This window comes from Veillonella sp. VA141, from assembly GCF_003992175.1.
Classification (GTDB): domain Bacteria; phylum Bacillota; class Negativicutes; order Veillonellales; family Veillonellaceae; genus F0422.
On the sequence record NZ_RQVM01000002.1, the window covers coordinates 1 to 19,302 of the forward strand.

The following is a 19,302-nucleotide window of genomic DNA, read 5'->3' on the forward strand; positions in this document are numbered from 1 at the left end:
ACAGTTATTTTTAATCTTTTTAATTTTCTTAGTTACTAAGCTGTAAGAAAATTAAAAGTGCTTGTGTCTCAAGCACTAAAAGTATTATATGCTATTTACCAATAATTTGCAACCCTACTTTTTACTATTTTTCATATATGTTTTCTATAGAATTCACCCTATATAATCTAGCCCTACTTAAAACAACTAAATTAAGTATATCTAAGCTAAAGCATAATGTACACCCCCTGCTTCTAATTATAATCGGATTTATAACACCATGTGCCAGCAATACTTATATTTCTTCTGAGTAACGTAGTTATACATAGAATAGTTTGTGGAGTTTCTTACTACCTAAATTCCTCAATCATCATAAGAGCACAGCACCCCACCCTAGAACGCAGTTATGCGTAGAACGCAGTTATGCGTAGAACGCCTTGTGGCGATTATATTGACTAAATCACACAAATACAAGAAGAGCACGGTGTGCCCCCGAACAAACATTATGCAATACCGTTTGAGAGGGGGCATACCGCGCTCTGCCCTTTATCGTATTCAGTTAATAATCGCCACAAGGCAGAATAGCATTACAAGTGAAACCCTTGGGTTTTTGCAATTTCTACCAAAGCACTGCGCTTCTCATCCTTCATTTGTAATCGCCCCACTACTTGGTCTGTAAATTTAGGCAAGGGATAATTAGGACTACGAAGATCATAGTATTGATTCATTTCTTCATCATAATCTTCTAATAGCTCATGATAATTATCAAACGTACTATATTCATCATCAAATACATTTGCTTCTCTTGGCATGCGTGGTTTCAATGCTGGTTTTTGGTCTGCCATACCCAGTCCAAGTCCTACTACAGGGAATGTTAATTCAGGTAGGTTCAAAATTTCAATCATTTTTTCTGCATCATTTAAGATACTTCCCAAATATACTGTACCATATCCTGCCAGTTCTGCTGCCGTCACCATATTTTGTGCCGCTAAACAGGCATCTGTCCACCCTTGGAAGAATCGATCTGCATCATTTGCTGTATCAAGATCCAGTCCTTTTTCTTTCATAATTTGTGCATTTCGATATGCATCCACCACAAATACAAACAATTCAGGCATACCTTTCACATACTCTTGTTTGCATACCGCTGCAATGGCTTCTTTAATTTCTGGCTTTACAATACGGATGATACTGAATGTTTGCATCCCCATGCTTGTAGCAGTCCGTTTCGCTACATCTAACAAAATACTCAAATGTTGCGGAGATACTCGCATCGGTTTATATTGTCGAATACTTTTATGATCTAACATAATATCAATAGGGTTCATAGTTTTACTCCTAACCTTCATCATACTTTCACATAGTTTATGTAGTATAATAACAAATACTAGATGTACTGTATATATACCATTGTAGGGTACTTATTTTTTCTTTGTCAACAGGTACATCATATAGAAAGGACGATTTTATGAAACATTCATTGCTTTTGAAAGCTTTCACTATCGGCGCACTGATGACATCTGCCACAGTGGGCACTATGGCTGCAGATATGACTGCAAATATGTCCGCTGGAGAAATATCCGTCACAGGCCAAGCTGTTCGCCAAGTGGCACCATCCTATGCATTACTTAACCTTGGGGTATCTAGCAAAAATACGTCTGTTCAATCTGCAAAATCTCAAAATGATGCGATTATGTCTAAACTTATCTCATCCCTACAACATTTAGGCGTATCTAGAAATAATATCCAAACATCTAACATTACTATCAACCCTAATTACGATTACATTGATGGGAACTCAAAATTAAATGGCTATAATGTAAACAACACTGTTGTTGTAAGGGTGTATGACACATCCTCTATTGGAAAAGCCATCGACGCAGCTATTGCTAGTGGCGCTTCTGATATCAATTCCCTTACCTTCCAAACCGATGTATCCCAAGAGATAGAAGATCAATTATCTGCATCTGCTATTAGTGATGCACGCCACCAAGCGGAAGTGATTGCAAAATCTCTTGGCCGTGAACTAGGTCCTGTTAAATCCGCAAGCTTAGGAACTACACGCACACAAACTATGGAGGTAAACCCTAGATATGCTATGCTTGCAGTAAAATCTATGGATTTATCTAGCTCTACACCTATAGAGAAGGGAGATATGTCCGCCAACAAAACAGCAAATGTAGTATTCTATCTGCAATAGGATCTATATCTCTTGATACAACTATCTGATTGCCAAAATATATGCATTCACATACACATCTAATGATGCATGTTATACATACTACTTACTATATAAATATCACCCCTACGAGAAACGTCATCCGATGTATGGCGTTTCTTCTTTTTTCAAAAAAAGCCGTAGCGAACACAATCCTCAGTCGCTACGGCTTTTTCTTATTTTTTCTTAGGCACAACTTTAAAGCTATCATGCATTTGCTTTTTCATATCATCTGATAATGGACACGGCCATTCATTGATATCATTATGCTTCTTTAATTTTTTTAAATCCTCAGGACTTAATTTTTGCTTTTCTGCATCGTCAAATGTAATCATGATTCCATCACCTCTACTCGGAATACTAGAAAAGGAAAGACCAATTTCTTTCTAATTGTATTATATGATGAAAAGCACCTTCTTGTGAAGATGCTTTTCATATGTATACACAATACTTATATCATCAAAAATCCACTAGGATCCATGTATCAGATTCACGCAAAGTGCCTCCATACTATCCTGTTTATTTTAGTGATTATGCACGATCTTTAATTTCTTGTTGGATATTTGCCAAGAATTCTTCCCAAGGAATCGCCCCTTGTTCACCAACACCACGTTTACGAACAGCTACTTTTCCTTCTTCCACTTCTTTGTCACCTACCACAAGCATGTAGGATACTTTTTCCATTTGTGCTTGACGGATTTTGTAACCGATCTTTTCGCTGCGATCATCTAGTTCCACACGCACATAGGCATCTTTAAATGCTTTGCGTAATTTTTCAGCATATTCGACATGTTTTTCACTGATTGGAAGGATTTTCACTTGTACTGGTGCCATCCAAGTTGGGAACGCCCCTGCAAAGTGTTCAATCAAGATACCAATGAAACGTTCCATAGAACCAAAGCATGCACGGTGAATCATGATTGGACGATGTTTTTGACCATCTTCTGCGATATATTCCAAGTTAAAACGTTCTGGCAAGTTCATATCCAATTGGATAGTACCACATTGCCATGTACGGCCGATAGAATCGCGAATATGGAAATCTAGTTTAGGGCCATAGAACGCACCATCACCTTCGTTGATACGATATGGAATACCTTTTGCTTCAATCGCTTCACGCAATGCTTCTGTCGCTAATTCCCAAATGGCATCGTCGCCAATAGCGCCTTCTGGTTTTGTACTTAACTCTACATGATAGGACAAGCCAAATTGAGAGTAGATACGGCCGAATAAGTCGATAACGCTCATTAACTCTTCTTTAATTTGAGATGGAGTCATGAATACATGGGCATCATCTTGTGTAAAGCTACGTACACGGAATAAACCATGTAAAGCACCGCTCAATTCGTGACGATGTACCAAACCAAGTTCTGCCATACGAATTGGCAAATCACGATAGGAATGCATATCGTTTGCATACACCAAGATACCGCCTGGGCAGTTCATTGGTTTAATTGCATATTCTGCTCCATCGATTTGTGTTGTGTACATATTTTCACGGTAATGGAACCAGTGACCAGATGTTTCCCACAAATGTTGGCTTAAGATAATTGGGGTACGAACTTCTTCATAATCATAGTCATGATGTACTTCACGCCAGAAATCTTCTAAGGCATTGCGTACTGCCATACCTTTTGGCAAGAAGAATGGGAATCCTGGTCCTTCTTCTTTGATAACGAATAAGCCAAGCTCTTTGCCTAATTTACGATGATCACGACGAGCTGCTTCTTCTAATAAGTGTAAGTATTCCTCTAGTTCTTCTTTCTTTTCAAAAGCAGTACCATAAATACGTTGCAACATTTTATTTTTTTCATCGCCACGCCAGTATGCACCTGCAATACTTTGTAATTTGAAAGCCTTTACTTTACCAGTGCTTGCTAAGTGTGGACCTGCGCAAAGGTCAGTGAACTCACCTTGTTTGTACGCAGAAATCACTGCATCAGCAGGCAAATCATTGATTAACTCTACTTTATAATTTTCATGTTTAGCTGCGAAGAAATCTAGTGCCTCTTGGCGTTCCATCAATACTTTTTCGATAGGTAAGTTTTCTTTTACAATACGGCTCATTTCCGCTTCGATTTTCGGTAAATCTTCTGGCACTAATTTATGTTCCATATCGATGTCATAGTAGAAACCGTTCTCGATAGCTGGTCCAATGGCCAATTGCGCATCAGGCCACAAACGTTTTACTGCTTGCGCCATCACATGAGATGCAGTATGACGGAATGCATGTTTACCACCATCTTCTGCAAATGTTAAAAAGCTTACCTTAGAACCTTCCACCAATACTTCACGAAGGTCTGCTAATTCTCCATTTACATCAGCGGCTAGTACTTTTTTTGCTAAGCTGTTTGATAGTTGTTTTACTGCTTCACCCAATGTAGTTCCAGCTGCAAAAGCTTTAGAACTTCCATCAGGTAAAATGATATTTACTTCACTCATAGGTTACCTCCCTAGGTCTAATACTACTATGCCATTGGGGATGGCAATACTTTTTACCAACAAAAAAAGACCTTCTCCCACACAAGGGACGAAGATCTTCGCGGTTCCACCCTAGTTAGTCCCTATTGATAGGACTCACTCTTACGGACGATAACGGGTCCACACGGATTTGATTACAAGCTAAGCCTTCACCAAACCAGTTTGAAGGTGGTAACGTCTAAGTCTACACTAGATACTCACAGCCAAGGTATCTTTCTCTGAAAGTATAGATGGTTAGGGTCATGTCCTTCGCATCACTGTTCTATATGTATAATACAAATATAGTAACTCCAAACTATATATCTGTCAAGCGATTTTTTTCGATGTAATTAATTCTCTATAAAAAAGTACTACTCTCTGCACCCTGTCCAAGAACTGGCCATTGAGTAGTACTATGTATATGCTCTTAAGACTTGAACAATAGAATCAACTTTTATCCCATGTCTCTTTAGCCGTTTCTAACAAACCTTTGAGCCGGGCTAATCCTTTTCTTCGCAATCGATGAATATAACTATGACTGCACTCCATTGTGTCTGCAATAGATGCTACACTGTGATCTTTGTAATATACTTCTTCCACTACATGTTGCTCCGCTAAAGGCAACTGTTTCATGGCAGAGGTTACCATATCCCCATACATGCGTTCCTCGCAAACAATTTCTGTAGAAGGTCCCTCTGCAGGCAGTTGTTCCCACCAAGTTTCTCCATCTTCTGATTCAGTTTGTAACACAATGCCTTCCTTACCTTCTTTGCGAAGATAGTCTAATATGCGTCCACGAATACGATGCACTGCATAGAGGGAAAAAGCTACTCCTTTTTGGGAGTCATAGCGCTCTACTGCCTCAATTAGGCCAATCGTTCCCTCTTGAATGCAATCCATCATATCTATCTTAGAGGATTGATATACATTGGCTTCTTTCAATACTAATGGTTGGTAATGCTCTATGATCGTCATACGAGCCTGCATATCTTCATGTTCTTCATAGGATTTCCAAAGCTGTTGTTCTTCTTCCCATGACAATAATTCAATTTTATCCACACTGGCAATATAATCATTAAGCATACCTTCACCTCCTTTAGAATCGATAGCGCCACTGCGCCCCTAAATAGCGTTTATTTTCATTATTAAACCACCCTGTAGCACTGACATTACGATTGATATCATACTGAAAACCATATGATACATGATCGTTTTTTAGCCCTCTAGTTAAGGTAACCATCAAATCTGGCACTACATATTTACCTATAGTCACATTAAAGTTATTTTTCTCTTGGAAATCACGAGAATCTTTTCCATCCAAAGAGCCTGTAGTAATATTCACCAAATCTAAGCCCAATGTATCTTGCAATACATCTTCAATATACCCAAAAGCCAAGGACTGTAAACTAGAGGTAAGCAATGCATTCGCATCATCTGATGTAACACCACTGGCATTACCTACATTACGTCCAAAGGTCAACAAAGAAATAATTTGACGTTCCGATAAATTAGGTTCCGAAGTCAGCTTTAATCTCATCTGTGTAGCAGGTCCTTCTGCTTGCAAGGATACACGATAGTTCTTTACATTCGCCATACTTCGTACATTCAGCTCAGGAATCACACTACCTGTGACAAACTTGGCTTGTCCTTCAGTAATTTTAAAGCGATTTTTCAAATATTTTACATGCCCTTTATTCACAGATAACTTGCCACTTGCCTTTGGTTCTCCTAAGGTACCTTCAAATTTTACCTGCCCTTGTAAGTACATATCATAAAGCAATGGATTATATAATCTCACATTGTTTTTAGCATTGATAGTTACATCTAGTCCCAATGGAATCGATGTCTCTGAACTACTAAAGGATAAAGGTATAGATCCTACCACATCATGAAGGTTGATGACACCTACTAAGGTTGGCAAATCATTTCTATTGATCATATACAATTCGCCTTCCAATGGGCCGGTATAAAATTCATGACCAATTTCTATACCTTTCATTTGTAATGCACCATCATAAGAAGTAATTCGAGAACCTGTCCATCCTATATTTCCAGATACGCCAGCATTACCTTTCCCCATGGTAGTACTTCCTGTAATATCAACATGATTACCATGGAATAATAGCTGTCCCTTTAACTGCGTCAATGGTTTCTTTAAGGATTTGAGCTGCATAGATCCGTTCGCTAATTCTATCGTACCATCAGCTAATACATTCGCAGAGTTTCCTGTTACATGAACAATACCACGAATAGCCCCTTCTCCAGACTGTACCTCTTTAAACATCAATGGAAGTACTGACAAGTTTGCTTCATTCATATCCACATAAACATCAAATTGCTTACTCGCATCATCAGACACATATTCATTGGTTACCAATGCACTTAAAGGTAATTTACCACGCACTTTAATAGAAGAATCCGCTTTCTTAATCATCCCTTGTTGAATCGATACCACTTGGTCTTCCATATTGCCTAAGATGCTTAACTGATCCAAGCTTATACCATTGATGACGGCTTGTTCTATTTCACTAGAAAACTCTACCTTTGGAGATTTCGTAGGGCCCTGTACATTAATAATAAAGTTCCAGTTCCCTTGTCCATTGATATCTGATGTTACTAAAGGCAAGATAGTTCCAACAGGCACTTTTGATGCTACTAACTGAATATCTGTAATCCCATCTAAATCAGCTTTACCTTTACCAGCAATAAGCCCTTCTTTAATAGGTAAATTAAACGTACGGATATCAATGGTACGTCCACCATAGCCCACATCCAGTGTAGCAGTTCCCACTACTTCATCACGAATAGTTGTATTTTCGAGAGAACCTTTTACATCTAACCTTGGGCTGTCACTAGTACCTCCTAAATCAATGGTCGCCTGCAACTTGCCATTTACATCTGGTACATTTGCATTACTTAATGCTAATAACTGTTGCAATTCTCCATCTCGGACACGAACATAACCAAATAAGCGTTTCGATTCATCCAGTTGAACTCCACCTTTTACTTCATATCGACTAGTGCCGCTGCCCGTGAAAGTCAGTCCTTGTAGATGTACCACTTTCGGCGTAATGTACACAGCACCCGATATATCATGCAATGTAGAATCCTTCACCTGCATAACATCTGACTGTACCACTCCCTCAAAGATAGGTGCATCCACAGTTCCACCTAGATGTCCTTCTGCGCCTACATAGCCAACCATGTTGAGACCCGCATCCCGAATAAAGGGTTCAATTGGCACCGCATCACCTACAAAGTTAATATCTAACTGTTTGTTTTGTATATCCCCATCTACTACAATAGAGGAACCATAGGTAGTAATATCTAACCTTGGTAAATGTAAGTGCCCATCCTTATATGCATAAGATCCTTCAATAGATTCAAACAGTTTTCCATATATAGAACCATCCCAGGCTTTCACATATCCATTTACTTTAGGACGCTGTAAGGTACCTTCTATATGTACATCTGTGTGAATCCATCCTGTCATAGGAATATCTGTAAAGTTTGGCAATATATCTTCAATACGTACATCCTTCGCAGAGCCTTTGATATCCACATCTTGGTCTCCATCTAAATTGATAGTTCCTCGCACATCATAGATACTTTTTTTATATTCTAAATCACCGTCAAGGATATGCAGTTTTTTATCCTCTATATTTGCTTTCACAAACATACGGTCAAACTGTGTTACCCCATAAGAAAGTGCATCTCCCGCAATAGTAACAGTCCCTGTAGGGTTCTCTAGAGATCCTTGCAAGTTTGCTTCCATGGATACAGTGCCTCCCAAAGGTTTAGGTGACCATCCATTAAATTGTTCTAGTCCGATATGAGTACCGTATAGGCTAAGTCCAAACGTTCCATTTCCTAAGCGACCACTACCGGTGAATGTCCCCCTACTCCACTTACCATTCATATAAGGTACTACTAGTTGTGTACCATCCCAAGATACACTAGCATCCAAAGTATCCACTAAGATAGATTGATACCCAATTTGACGTCCCCTTACAGATCCCACTACGTTTGAAATAGCACCTCCCTGTCCTTCCACAGTCAAATCACCGCTGACAGATCCCTGCACAGAGGATTGTCCTCCAAGAGGCAGCCCATATAAAGACACATTTTGTAAGTTTAGCTGTGCCAAGAAATCTTTTGTATCTATATGATACGAGCCAGTACCATTCACGGTTCCACCTTGCATATTCAGTTCCGCATCCCTCACATGGATGACTTGATCACCATAAGAAAGGTGCCCTTTTCCACGGTTTACTGTCATCCCTTCATAGGTGATATCTCGTACCTCTACATCTGCACTGGCTTTTACATTAGACACGGGACCTGTTACCAGTGCATCTGCTGTAATATATCCTGTCATTGGCAGTTGAGAAGCAAGATTCCATTCTTTCAATCCTACCGACAATTGCAAGGTAGGGTCTTCATCAAAAATATGATGTATGGTGCCATTCACACGAAGATACTCGTCATTCATATTCGTTTCTATTCCGTCTAAGAATAGAACATCTCCATGGATTTGAAGGCTTCCTTTCCCAGATGTCAATCGATGATCTTGGATGGTCGTCCCTACGTTTTGGAAGGAAAGTCCTCCTTCACCATACCAGAAGCCACCACGTTGTGTTACTGTCAACGCAACATCTGTCAGATCACCCGTCATAGAGCTTACTGCACTTGGCAGAGAAATGCGACTTACTATAGGAGCTATATCTAAATGTGGGGTTTCCACATAAAATGATCGATCACCGCTGCCATCCAGCGCCCATTGTATCTTGGAGTGAATTTGATCCTTTCCAATATGAGCATCAACGACTCCCTCCAGCATATGACCACCATCACCCAAGACAGTACCATTCACATCTGATAGCAATAAAGGCGTTGCCTGTGGCAAAAATAGTGAAATCGTTCCATTTTCTACACGTAGCAATCCACTAAATTGACTAGGTTCTTCTGAGTCCCGTTCTTTTACCAACTGCAGTATATTCCATTGTCCAGTTTCATCTTGTACTACATTCACATGAGGTGAGGAGACAGTAATCGTTCCCACCAAAGCATCTGGTGATATCTGTCCAAAAGGATATTGCAATACCTTTAACCATTGTATAGACACGGTCAAAGCGTCCGCAGTAAGTACAGATTGCCCCTTAGCATCTTCTACACTGAGATCTTTCATTTGAACAGAACCATCCCAACCAATGTGAAATGATGAATAGGAAACAGTTCCATTCAGTGCTGTATGTAATTGTTCTTGCACATAAGGTCCTACATAAGTTTCACTCAATGGTTGTAAGCCGAATCCAACGCCTGCTACACATCCACTTAGTACAATACCTAGTAGCCAGTGTTTCCCCTTCATAATTTACCTCATATTAGTAAGATGACTATCCCTGATTTACGATATTTACCCCAGTACCCACAGCAGAGTCAACCGGAATACCCATCGCTTTTTCTAAAGTAGCAATACTTAAATTGTAGTTATATAGTGCATCTACATAATTATTACGTGCCGTTGCTAAGGAAGTTTCTGCGTCTAATACATCCACATTTGTACCCACTCCAGAACGGTAACGCAATGTTTTAATGCGGAAATCTTCCTGTCCTGCTTCTACTGCAGCATGAGTACTTTTAATTTTTTGTTCTGCTGCTTTTAAATTTAAGTACGCCTCTTGCACTTGTAACTCTACCGTATCAATCGTTTGTGCATAGGCTTCTTTCGCTTTTTCTAACTTTGCTTTAGCAGCACTTACATTAGCTTTTGATTGGCCCCCATCCCATACATTCCAAGATAAGGTAGCGCCTACGGACCAGTCTTTGCTATCGTTACCAGCCCAATGTGCACCATTCATGCGTCGGCTAGCATTGGCTTTCACCACTGGAATATCAGAAGCATCTGCAAGGCCTACATTTTCTTCGGCTGCTTTCACTGCCATTGCCGCTTGTACAATGGCACCACGATGTGCTACTCCATAAGATTTTGCAGATTCCAATGAAATACCATATGGTGCATAGCTTAATTCTTTGTCTGCTGTTACGATTGGTGTAGATACAGGCAATCCTACATGATTATTGAACTTTGCCTCTGCTAAATTAGCAGCGTTTTTCGCTTCTACTAAAGCAGTTTTTGCATTCGCTAATCGTGTATTCGTAGCCAGTACATCAGATTTAGATACAATACCTACTTGATATTGTAAGTTAGCATTTTTTAAATGTTCTTCGTAATCACGGACTGTTTGTTCTGCTACATTTACCTTATTACGAGACATGATAAGGGACAAATAATTAGTTGCTGCCGTTAATTTAGCTGTTTGTGCGGCTTCCGTTAATGCTGCGCCACTGCCATCACGACTATATTTAGCTGCTTCAATTTGTGCATCCAAAGCACGATTAAATACAGATACTCCCACACCTAATTGATGCGAAAAGGCATTTCCAGTTTTACTAACACCGTTCACTTCATTTCCTGTATGGTTAGCGCTATAATTATACGTCACTACTGGATTCCTACCGCTAGTCGCAACTCCTACTTGTGCTATTGCCGCTTCATAATCCCATTGAGATTGATGTAAGGTTCTATTATTTTGCAATGCTAATGCAATGGATTGTGGCAATGTAATAGACACAGATTGACTGTTTGTCTGTGCTTGGTTTTTATATGCCTTTGTCATCATTGCTGCTTGCGCAGTTGCTTTTTCTTGAAAATGTACTAATTTTACTGTATCTGTTTGCGGTGCCGCTGCTCCTACTGTACATGCATAGGCTGCTAACATCGCTGCTACTGTCATTATTTTTGTATTCATTGGGTCCTCCTAAAATGTCTTTCTTAGCCCAAAATAATTCACACGGTTATGGTCATGTCCATACCAAGTCCATTGACCGACCGCATAGGTATCTTTCCATAATTGAATATCGGAACGAATCCGATAAGAACTATGTCTCAAGTCAAACAAAGCTGCTGATAAAGAAAAGGGTGTACCAAAATCAATATCAGCTCCGACGCCTAATTTTCCATCAAACAAACCTCCTCGTAACTGTACTTTATCTAGGACTTGCTTTCCATACGTCACATCTAAATTCGATCCATTTCCTACATTAGATAGTCCTAAGGTATATACTGAATCTTTCGTCATAAGGCGCACATCGGCATCAGTACGAACTTTTTTATCTTCTGGATTATACAGTACCTCTGCTCCTATTTGCGTCTTAAAATCCGACTTTTTTCCATCCGAACCTGCTTTCACATCTCCTCCTGTGAGACGATTTAGCTTCGTAGATAACTGTGCCGTATTATGTAAGGTTTCCTTAATATCTGCCGCACTTTTAGGGTCTGTTACAACGCCTTCCATAGCGCCTGCCATTTTTGAAATACTATCTGTAGTAGTTTTCAAATTATTCACAATTTGACGCATTTCTGTTCCTGCTTGACCATCTGCATTAAATTGTTTCATATTCGTATCCATTTGATTTGTCAAGGATTCCATATTTCGTGTAATGCCTACCATATTCGCTGTTAAAGCTGAAATATTGTCACTATTATTCGCTAACATAGCATTCATTTGAGCCGTCAAATTTGCTGTATTTTGAGCAATTAACTCTGTCGATTGTAAGGCATTGCGTAAAGCGCTTTGTGTTTTTTCATCACCAATGATGCCATTCATGGATTGCAATGTAGTGGTGGCCGCTTCCATCAATTTCGTAGCTTGCGCCATGGTTTTATCGATTTCACTTTTTCCATCCCCTGTAATGAAAGCACCATCATCTAAATACAAAGTACTACGGCCTGGCGTAATTTGGATGAATTTATCCCCTAAAATACCATCACTTTCCATGGTAAAAGCAGAGTCTGTCGGAATTTTTACATCCTTGTCGATGTCCATAGCCACCGTAATCCCTTTGTCAGTGACTTGCATAGATTTGACTTTCCCTACTTTCACCCCTGAAAAGCGCACAGTATTGCCTTCTTTCAACCCCGTTACAGATTGAAAATTCCCAGCAATATGCATAGTAGGAGCTGCAAATATATCAAATCGTCCTAAAAATACAATACACACAGCAAATAGGACTACCCCCACTACGGTAAATAGACCTACCTTCGCCTCTGTTGTCCACTTCATGGTATATCTCCTTCTTCTTGTATCTCTGTTTTCACAGATTTACGACCCTCTATAAATTGTTGTACCTTCGGATTCTTAGAATGTCTAAACTCTTCTGTTGGTGATACTTCAATAAACTTTCCTTTATCTAGTAAGGCAATGCGGTCTGCCACAAAAAAGGCTGAGTTCATATCGTGAGTGACCACGATAGAACTACATTGCAAATGAGATTGCATGCTCCGTATTAAACGACTAATGGTGCCCGATGTAATCGGATCCAATCCTGATGTCGGTTCATCATATAGAATGATTTTAGGATCTAAAGCAATAGCACGAGCCAAGCTAATCCGTTTTTTCATCCCCCCTGATAGTTCACTAGGCATGTACTGTTCAGTCTTTGGCAATCCTACCATACGTAGCTTTCTAGCTACAGTACGTTGAATCTCCTCTTCGCTCATCGTCGTATGTTGGCGTAGTCCAAAGGCTACATTCTCTCCTACACTCATAGAATCAAATAACGCAGAGTATTGAAAGACCATCCCCATAGTTTGTCGCAACCGATCGAATTCATTCTCATCGATTTTCGTAATATCTACATCATCTACTAAAATAGTACCACTGGTAGGCCGTAAAAGACCGATAATCAATTTAAGCAAAGTACTTTTGCCCGCTCCAGAGCCTCCTAAAATAGCTAGAGTTTCTCCATCATGGATAGTTAAATCTACATGGTCTAAAATAATTCTATTCTCATAGGCTAGGACCACGTTTTGTAATTCAATCATAGGTCCTCCTAGAATAATAAGACTGATAAAAAGTAATTTAATATAAAGACTAAAATGATACTGGTTACTACAGAGCTAGTAGTAGCATAGCCAACAGCAGTTGCCCCCATATCTGTGTACATGCCTTTATAAGATCCAACTAGGGCAATAACCGCTCCGAACACACAAGATTTAATGAGTCCGTACGTCAAATCAGATAGGATCGCAAAAATTTGAATGGAGTCTAAATAGGTAGAACCGGCTAGTCCTTTCACTATGGTAGCTACCAAGTATCCCCCACCTGTACCGATAAGAACACCATAAAATGTCAAGATTGGCACCATAATCATACATGCTACAACACGAGGTACTACAAGATACCCAATGGGGTTAACCGCCATGACCTTTAAGGCATCGATTTGCTCTGTTACTTTCATAGTTCCTAACTCTGCCGTAATAGCTGCACCCACACGACCTGCTAATACAACGCCAACTAAAACTGGGCCTAATTCGCGCCCCATAGCAATGGCCATAATACCACCCACAGTTCCCTGTGCACCATAGTGTATCAATACATCTGCCATTTGCAATGTCATCACAGCGCCTGCAAAAAACATAGTTAATGATAAAATCGGCAAGGAATACACCCCTAAGTGTGCCATTTGTTCGATTGTGAGTTTCCAATTTATTTTTGGTAATTGTCCTATGGTTCTCCATAGTAACAACATGGCCTCACCTATCTGGGATAGGAAAAAGATCATTTGCTTACCAATCCATGTTAACCAAATCATAGTTCCTCCTGAGTATTTGTATCAATCTTCAGTATATCACAAAACTCTTTGAATGTGCAGTAGTACCATCGGAGTTTTCAAAATAAAAGCAGGAAATGATGCTATATCACTTCCTGCTCTCTTCGGATAAGACTATTTATTTTTCTTTTGGTCTGACTCTTCTGCTTTTACTTTCTCTTTTAAATTTGAAAGTTTTTCTTTGATCCGCTGTTTACGCAAATGGTCTCGATCTTTTTTATCTACCACTTGTACCGTAAACTGTCCATCACCTAAGACAACATAATCTACTACCACTCGTGATGCTTCATTGTTTTCTTTTTCGTCATCATCAGAGGCTTTCAAACCTTTTTTATGTTTGCCTCCATTTGGCAACTCATCATCGTCCACATCTTCCTCGTCTGCTTCTAGGCGTTGCTTTTTCGCCTTGTCCCCAGACTCTTCCACCATACTGATATCATCGGCTAAAAACTCTGCTACAATTTGGTTATTCTGATCATCTTCACTGAGATCTTTGAAATATTCATCAAAGTTTTTATGCACTTTCAATCGCTCTACAATTTCATCTGTCAAATTATATTTTTGTTTTTCAAACAAGTATGGCAATGGAATCACGCCACCACCACGCACTTCAAGTGTATAGGTTCCTAGCTTTTGATCTTCTGGCACTTTAAAGATAATTTCTCGTTGAATCTTTCCTTCGCGGTAGGCTTGTAAATTGGCAGTAATCACAATGTTGTCCCCAGGAGATACAATGACTTGGTCTGCACTAGCATCGATGATCGTAGCTGTACGTTTTGCTTCTTCCACTTGTACATCTACTTGAATATCACGGATTTCATAGTCTTTGAAAGCATTATTCATTAAACTTTCTACAATATCGAATAATTCATCGATAGATTTTTCAGATACTGAGCTACTGGAGTACACCATATTCCGTCGTTCTAAGGTAGGTAATTTAGGATCTACAGGTGTAATCTTAATATTGATCTTAGCTGTACCACCACCTACACGGTCTAGCGTTTTGTTCAGCAGGCTATATACGGAGGTCGCCACCAAGGTCGGCGTTAGTTTAGAAGATTCCACAACCGTGACCGCCGCATTTCGCTCTACCCCACGATCTAAATCACGAAGTTGCATACGCACAGGAACACCTTTTCCAAATACCCCAACGGTACCAGCAATACCTGCCCCGCGATCTTCTGTGATAACACCTACTTCTCGCCCTAAGGACCCCAATTTAAAACCAGAATCTATACTTTTTACTACTGTAAAAATACTGGAGTTATTCATGAAATAACCTGTAGAGCCACGTTTATCAAATGGGTGTCCAAAGGCAACTACTTTATCCTTATCTACATAGGTAACAGTCCCCACGGCGCCCATCTTCAAATCACCTTTTACCAGTAACGCCGCAATAGAGCCACCAGGCACCATTGGTTTCACAATATCATCCGTGCTGTCACTAGCCGTAGCATATCCTTTATAACCAAAGTCCTTAAATTTTGTTCCCAAATATGCTAAGGATGTTTCATCATAACCATCTGCCATCAATGGTGTGCCCAACGGAATCAATTGTGTATCTTTCCATGGATTCGGTAAATCTTTTTGGTATTTCTCATCCCACAGTTTCACCATTTGATCGATAGGTGTTACCATGCCCAAAGTACCGTCTGTAAATCCCCAGCCATAGGCAACAGCACCTACCAATTTTCCATCAATGTATACGGGGCTACCACTCATACCATGAACAATCCCCCCCGATGCATCAATGATGGGACCTGATACTTTCACTAAAATCAAATCCCCCGATGGGCCACGTTGTTTCATAACGCCTAGGACTTCCACTTTGAAAGAATCAATTTTATCCCCTTGTACTACTGTATCCGCATGACCTACCATGCCACGGTGTAAATCCTCTACTTTCATAAATTCTATTGCATGAGCACTTGTAAAAGTAGCCCCACACAATAAGAGCGCCAGCACACCCTTAGTGTACCGACGCCAAAAACGATGTAATTGCATCTATATCGCCTCTTCTTATTGATTATTAATAATTAGTTATTGATCACTGTTATAATTTGACCTCGTTCCACTGTAGCACCTGGCTCCACAGAGACTGTTTGTACCACACCGTTCACAGTGGCACGGGATGCTACCATAGGTCCCCCTAATGTTTGTACTGTTAGCAATGGGTCCCCTTCTTTGACAGAAGTTCCTACACTAACCACAGATACGACTTCACCAGATAACACAGTTTCATGATTTACTGGTGCAGCCTCTGCCGTAGATGTCACTAAAAATGCTGCTAACAATGCCCCCAAACTATATAGAAAAACTTTTTTCATATATATACACCTCCTACAATTTTCTTCCATGTACAGTATATCATATTTTCAAGAGTCAGAACAATCAATTCCTAGTAAAATAGTCTATCTTTTCATACACTATCTTACTTCCCTTATCATAAACTTTGTATATGAAAAAATCATGAAGTCAAGTACCACTTATCGTAGTTCTTCCAAGGTATCGCGCAATTGATTCAACTCTGATAGCGCTTTTCCTGTGCCCAAGATAACAGAATACCTAGGATGTTCCACTACATAAGCAGGACGACCCGTTTTTTCTGTAATCATTCGGTCTAAACCACGAAGCTGAGAGCCTCCACCAGTCAAAATAATACCATGGTGATTAATTTGCGCCAATAATTCTGGAGGTGTTTTTTCTAAAATACCAATAATCCCTTCAATAATATCTTGCACAGGTCTATCCAAAGCAAACTTCATATCTTTTGAGGTAATTTCCACAGCACGCGGTAATCCTGTCACACTGTGCCGACCTCTAACGATAGCACGTTCCTCTCCAGATCTTGGATCTACGGTACCCACTTCAATTTTTAGATCTTCTGCTGTCAAGGGACCTATAAGAAGCTTTTTCTTCCGCTTCATGTATTGTAGTAACGCTTCATCAAAGGTATCGCTACCGATGCGTAAACTCTCACTGACTACCACGCCAGAATCACAAATGACAGCAATATCTGTGGTACCACCGCCTATATCGACCACCATGGCTCCCACTTGTTCAGCCTTATCTAAGCCAGTTCCAATAGCCGCTGCTAGGGGTTCTTCCATAAGCACTATTTTACGAGCCCCTGCTTGTAAGAGCACTTCTAAAACAGCCCGCTTTTCCACGGGTGTAATACTGGAGGGAACACAAGCAATCATACGGGATCGAATTAGCCCAGATACAGGCATGACACGACGAATAAAGTAACGCAACATATAAGCGGTTGTATCATAATCGGCAATAACGCCCCCTTTTAAGGGCTGAATCACTTCAATGCCCTCTGGCGTCCTACCTAAAATAGCTCGCGCTTCATGACCTACGGCAATCACTTCTCTAGTCTTTGTATCACAAGCCACAAATCCTGGCTCATCTAAAACTATACCTCGGCCTTTGACATACATCACTACATTAGTGGTACCCAAATCGATACCAATATCAGTAGTCCATAAAAGGCTCATTTTTTCAAGAAATGATAGGGAGCGACTTTCTCGCTTAAAGGACGTTTGCTTGGTAGTCGTTCCTATTGGTTTTCTACGTACACGACGTTGTTTCCGTCTATCCTCTCTAGTTTGAGGCTGTTTTGGCTTACTCGTCCACCCGAACAATGTTAGCACCTATTCCTTTTAATTTTGTAACTAAATTATCATAGCCACGATCAATATGAGTCAATTGCCCCACTTTGGTCACCCCAGAAGCAGCTAAGCCTGCGCACACAAGAGCCGCACCACAACGTAAATCAGTCGCTTCTACTTCAGCACCTACCAATTGTTCAACACCGGTTACGATAGCTTTACGATCATCTACCTCAATGGAAGCACCCATTTTTTTCAACTCATCCACATGCATAAAACGATTTTCAAAGACTGTTTCCATCACAGTACTTGTACCTTTGGCAATCGTCGTCATAGCCATAAATTGAGCCTGCATATCTGTAGGGAATCCAGGGTATGGCAAGGTTTTAATAGATGTTGCTTTCAACTGTCCATTACTGATAACACGAATACCATCAATATCTTCTTCTACTGTAACACCAGCTTCTTTTAACTTAGCTACCACAGGCTTTAAATGCTCTGAAAGGGCATTTTCTACATATACGTCGCCACCAGCCATAGCTGCAGCAATTAAATAGGTACCCGCTTCAATGCGGTCTGGAATCACTGTATGCACAGCACCTTTTAATTCTTTGACGCCTTCAATACGAATCACATCCGTACCAGCACCGCGAATATTAGCACCCATACTATTTAAGAATGTAGCTAAATCAACAATTTCTGGTTCTTCTGCAGCATTTTCAATGATTGTTTTGCCTTCTGCAAAGGTTGCTGCCATAATTACATTTTCAGTGGCCCCCACACTTGGGAAGTCTAAATAAATTAAATTACCTTTTAATCCTTCTGGAGCCTTTGCTTCTACAAAACCTTCTCCCATAGTGATAGTCGCACCTAGTGCTTCAAAAGCTTTTAAATGCAAATCGATTGGACGACTACCAATCGCACAACCACCTGGTAAGGCAATACGAGCTTCTCCTTTGCGCGCCAATAAAGGTCCCATCACTAAAAAGGAAGCACGCATACGACGCACTAGATCATAAGGCGCCTCAGTAGCAGAAATTGTAGACGCATCAAAGGTAATATTTTCTCCATCTTTTGTTACTTTCACACCAAGGGATGCAATCACATCACAAATAGTATGAACATCTTCCAAATCTGGAATTTCAAGCAGGGTGCTTGGAGTAGACGCCAATAAAGTCGCTGCAATAATTGGTAGTACCGCATTTTTTGCACTACTTACTCGAATACGACCTTCTAAAGGTGTACCTCCTTGAATAATAAGCTTTTCCAACTGAATTCCTCCTAATCTTATTTATAGTTATCGTTTAACGGTGATACCCTATCACCTTTCAAACATGTTTTGACTGACAAACA

14 protein-coding genes are annotated in these 19,302 nt (G+C 40.1%); 1 reads left to right on the plus strand and 13 read right to left on the minus strand.

Features of this window, described 5'->3' with window-relative positions:
• Window positions 1-566: 566 nt before the first annotated feature.
• The gene (locus EO112_RS02275; protein ID WP_126940691.1) at window positions 567-1,307 is read right to left on the minus strand and encodes an NADPH-dependent oxidoreductase; all 741 of its coding nucleotides are present in this window, start codon (window positions 1,305-1,307) and stop codon (window positions 567-569) included.
• 140 nt (window positions 1,308-1,447) lie between these two features.
• On the opposite strand from EO112_RS02275, the gene EO112_RS02280 reads away from it, so the two are divergent.
• Complete coding sequence (locus EO112_RS02280; protein ID WP_126940692.1) at window positions 1,448-2,179, plus strand: SIMPL domain-containing protein; 732 nt, start codon at window positions 1,448-1,450, stop codon at window positions 2,177-2,179.
• A gap of 194 nt (window positions 2,180-2,373) precedes the next feature.
• On the opposite strand, the gene EO112_RS08260 is transcribed toward EO112_RS02280, so the two are convergent.
• The 12 genes from EO112_RS08260 to murA form a co-directional block, all read right to left on the minus strand.
• Window positions 2,374-2,532 carry a hypothetical protein gene (locus EO112_RS08260; protein WP_009353813.1) on the minus strand — a complete coding sequence of 53 codons (159 nt, stop codon included), beginning with the start codon at window positions 2,530-2,532 and terminating at the stop codon, window positions 2,374-2,376.
• 196 nt (window positions 2,533-2,728) lie between these two features.
• On the minus strand, window positions 2,729-4,639 hold the full coding sequence (gene thrS / locus EO112_RS02285) for a threonine--tRNA ligase (protein ID WP_127162748.1): 1,911 nt from the start codon (window positions 4,637-4,639) through the stop codon (window positions 2,729-2,731).
• Between the two features lie 465 nt (window positions 4,640-5,104).
• Window positions 5,105-5,740, minus strand: coding sequence for a sigma-70 family RNA polymerase sigma factor (locus tag EO112_RS02290; protein ID WP_009353815.1), 636 nt, complete (start codon window positions 5,738-5,740; stop codon window positions 5,105-5,107).
• A gap of 13 nt (window positions 5,741-5,753) precedes the next feature.
• Window positions 5,754-10,028, minus strand: a complete 4,275-nt coding sequence (locus EO112_RS02295; protein WP_127162750.1) for a translocation/assembly module TamB domain-containing protein — start codon at window positions 10,026-10,028, stop codon at window positions 5,754-5,756.
• Window positions 10,029-10,053: 25 nt separating this feature from the next.
• A complete protein-coding gene (locus EO112_RS02300) occupies window positions 10,054-11,469 on the minus strand; it encodes a TolC family protein (protein WP_127010155.1) in 1,416 nt (471 codons plus the stop codon).
• 9 nt (window positions 11,470-11,478) lie between these two features.
• Complete coding sequence (locus EO112_RS02305; protein ID WP_127135551.1) at window positions 11,479-12,783, minus strand: MlaD family protein; 1,305 nt, start codon at window positions 12,781-12,783, stop codon at window positions 11,479-11,481.
• Window positions 12,780-13,544, minus strand: a complete 765-nt coding sequence (locus tag EO112_RS02310; RefSeq protein WP_009353808.1) for an ABC transporter ATP-binding protein — start codon at window positions 13,542-13,544, stop codon at window positions 12,780-12,782. The genes EO112_RS02305 and EO112_RS02310 overlap by 4 nt, the downstream gene beginning before the upstream one ends.
• An 8-nt stretch (window positions 13,545-13,552) precedes the next feature.
• Window positions 13,553-14,314, minus strand: a complete 762-nt coding sequence (locus EO112_RS02315; protein ID WP_009353821.1) for an ABC transporter permease — start codon at window positions 14,312-14,314, stop codon at window positions 13,553-13,555.
• 132 nt (window positions 14,315-14,446) lie between these two features.
• On the minus strand, window positions 14,447-16,336 hold the full coding sequence (locus EO112_RS02320; protein WP_009353807.1) for a SpoIVB peptidase S55 domain-containing protein: 1,890 nt from the start codon (window positions 16,334-16,336) through the stop codon (window positions 14,447-14,449).
• A 32-nt stretch (window positions 16,337-16,368) separates the two neighbouring features.
• Window positions 16,369-16,659, minus strand: a complete 291-nt coding sequence (locus EO112_RS02325) for a biotin/lipoyl-containing protein (RefSeq protein ID WP_009353801.1) — start codon at window positions 16,657-16,659, stop codon at window positions 16,369-16,371.
• A gap of 159 nt (window positions 16,660-16,818) precedes the next feature.
• Window positions 16,819-17,991, minus strand: a complete 1,173-nt coding sequence (locus EO112_RS02330) for a rod shape-determining protein (RefSeq protein ID WP_127010157.1) — start codon at window positions 17,989-17,991, stop codon at window positions 16,819-16,821.
• Entirely contained in the window at window positions 17,963-19,219 is a 1,257-nt protein-coding gene (gene murA, locus EO112_RS02335) for a UDP-N-acetylglucosamine 1-carboxyvinyltransferase (RefSeq protein WP_062401434.1), read from the minus strand. The genes EO112_RS02330 and murA overlap by 29 nt, the downstream gene beginning before the upstream one ends.
• Between the last annotated feature and the right edge of the window lie 83 nt (window positions 19,220-19,302).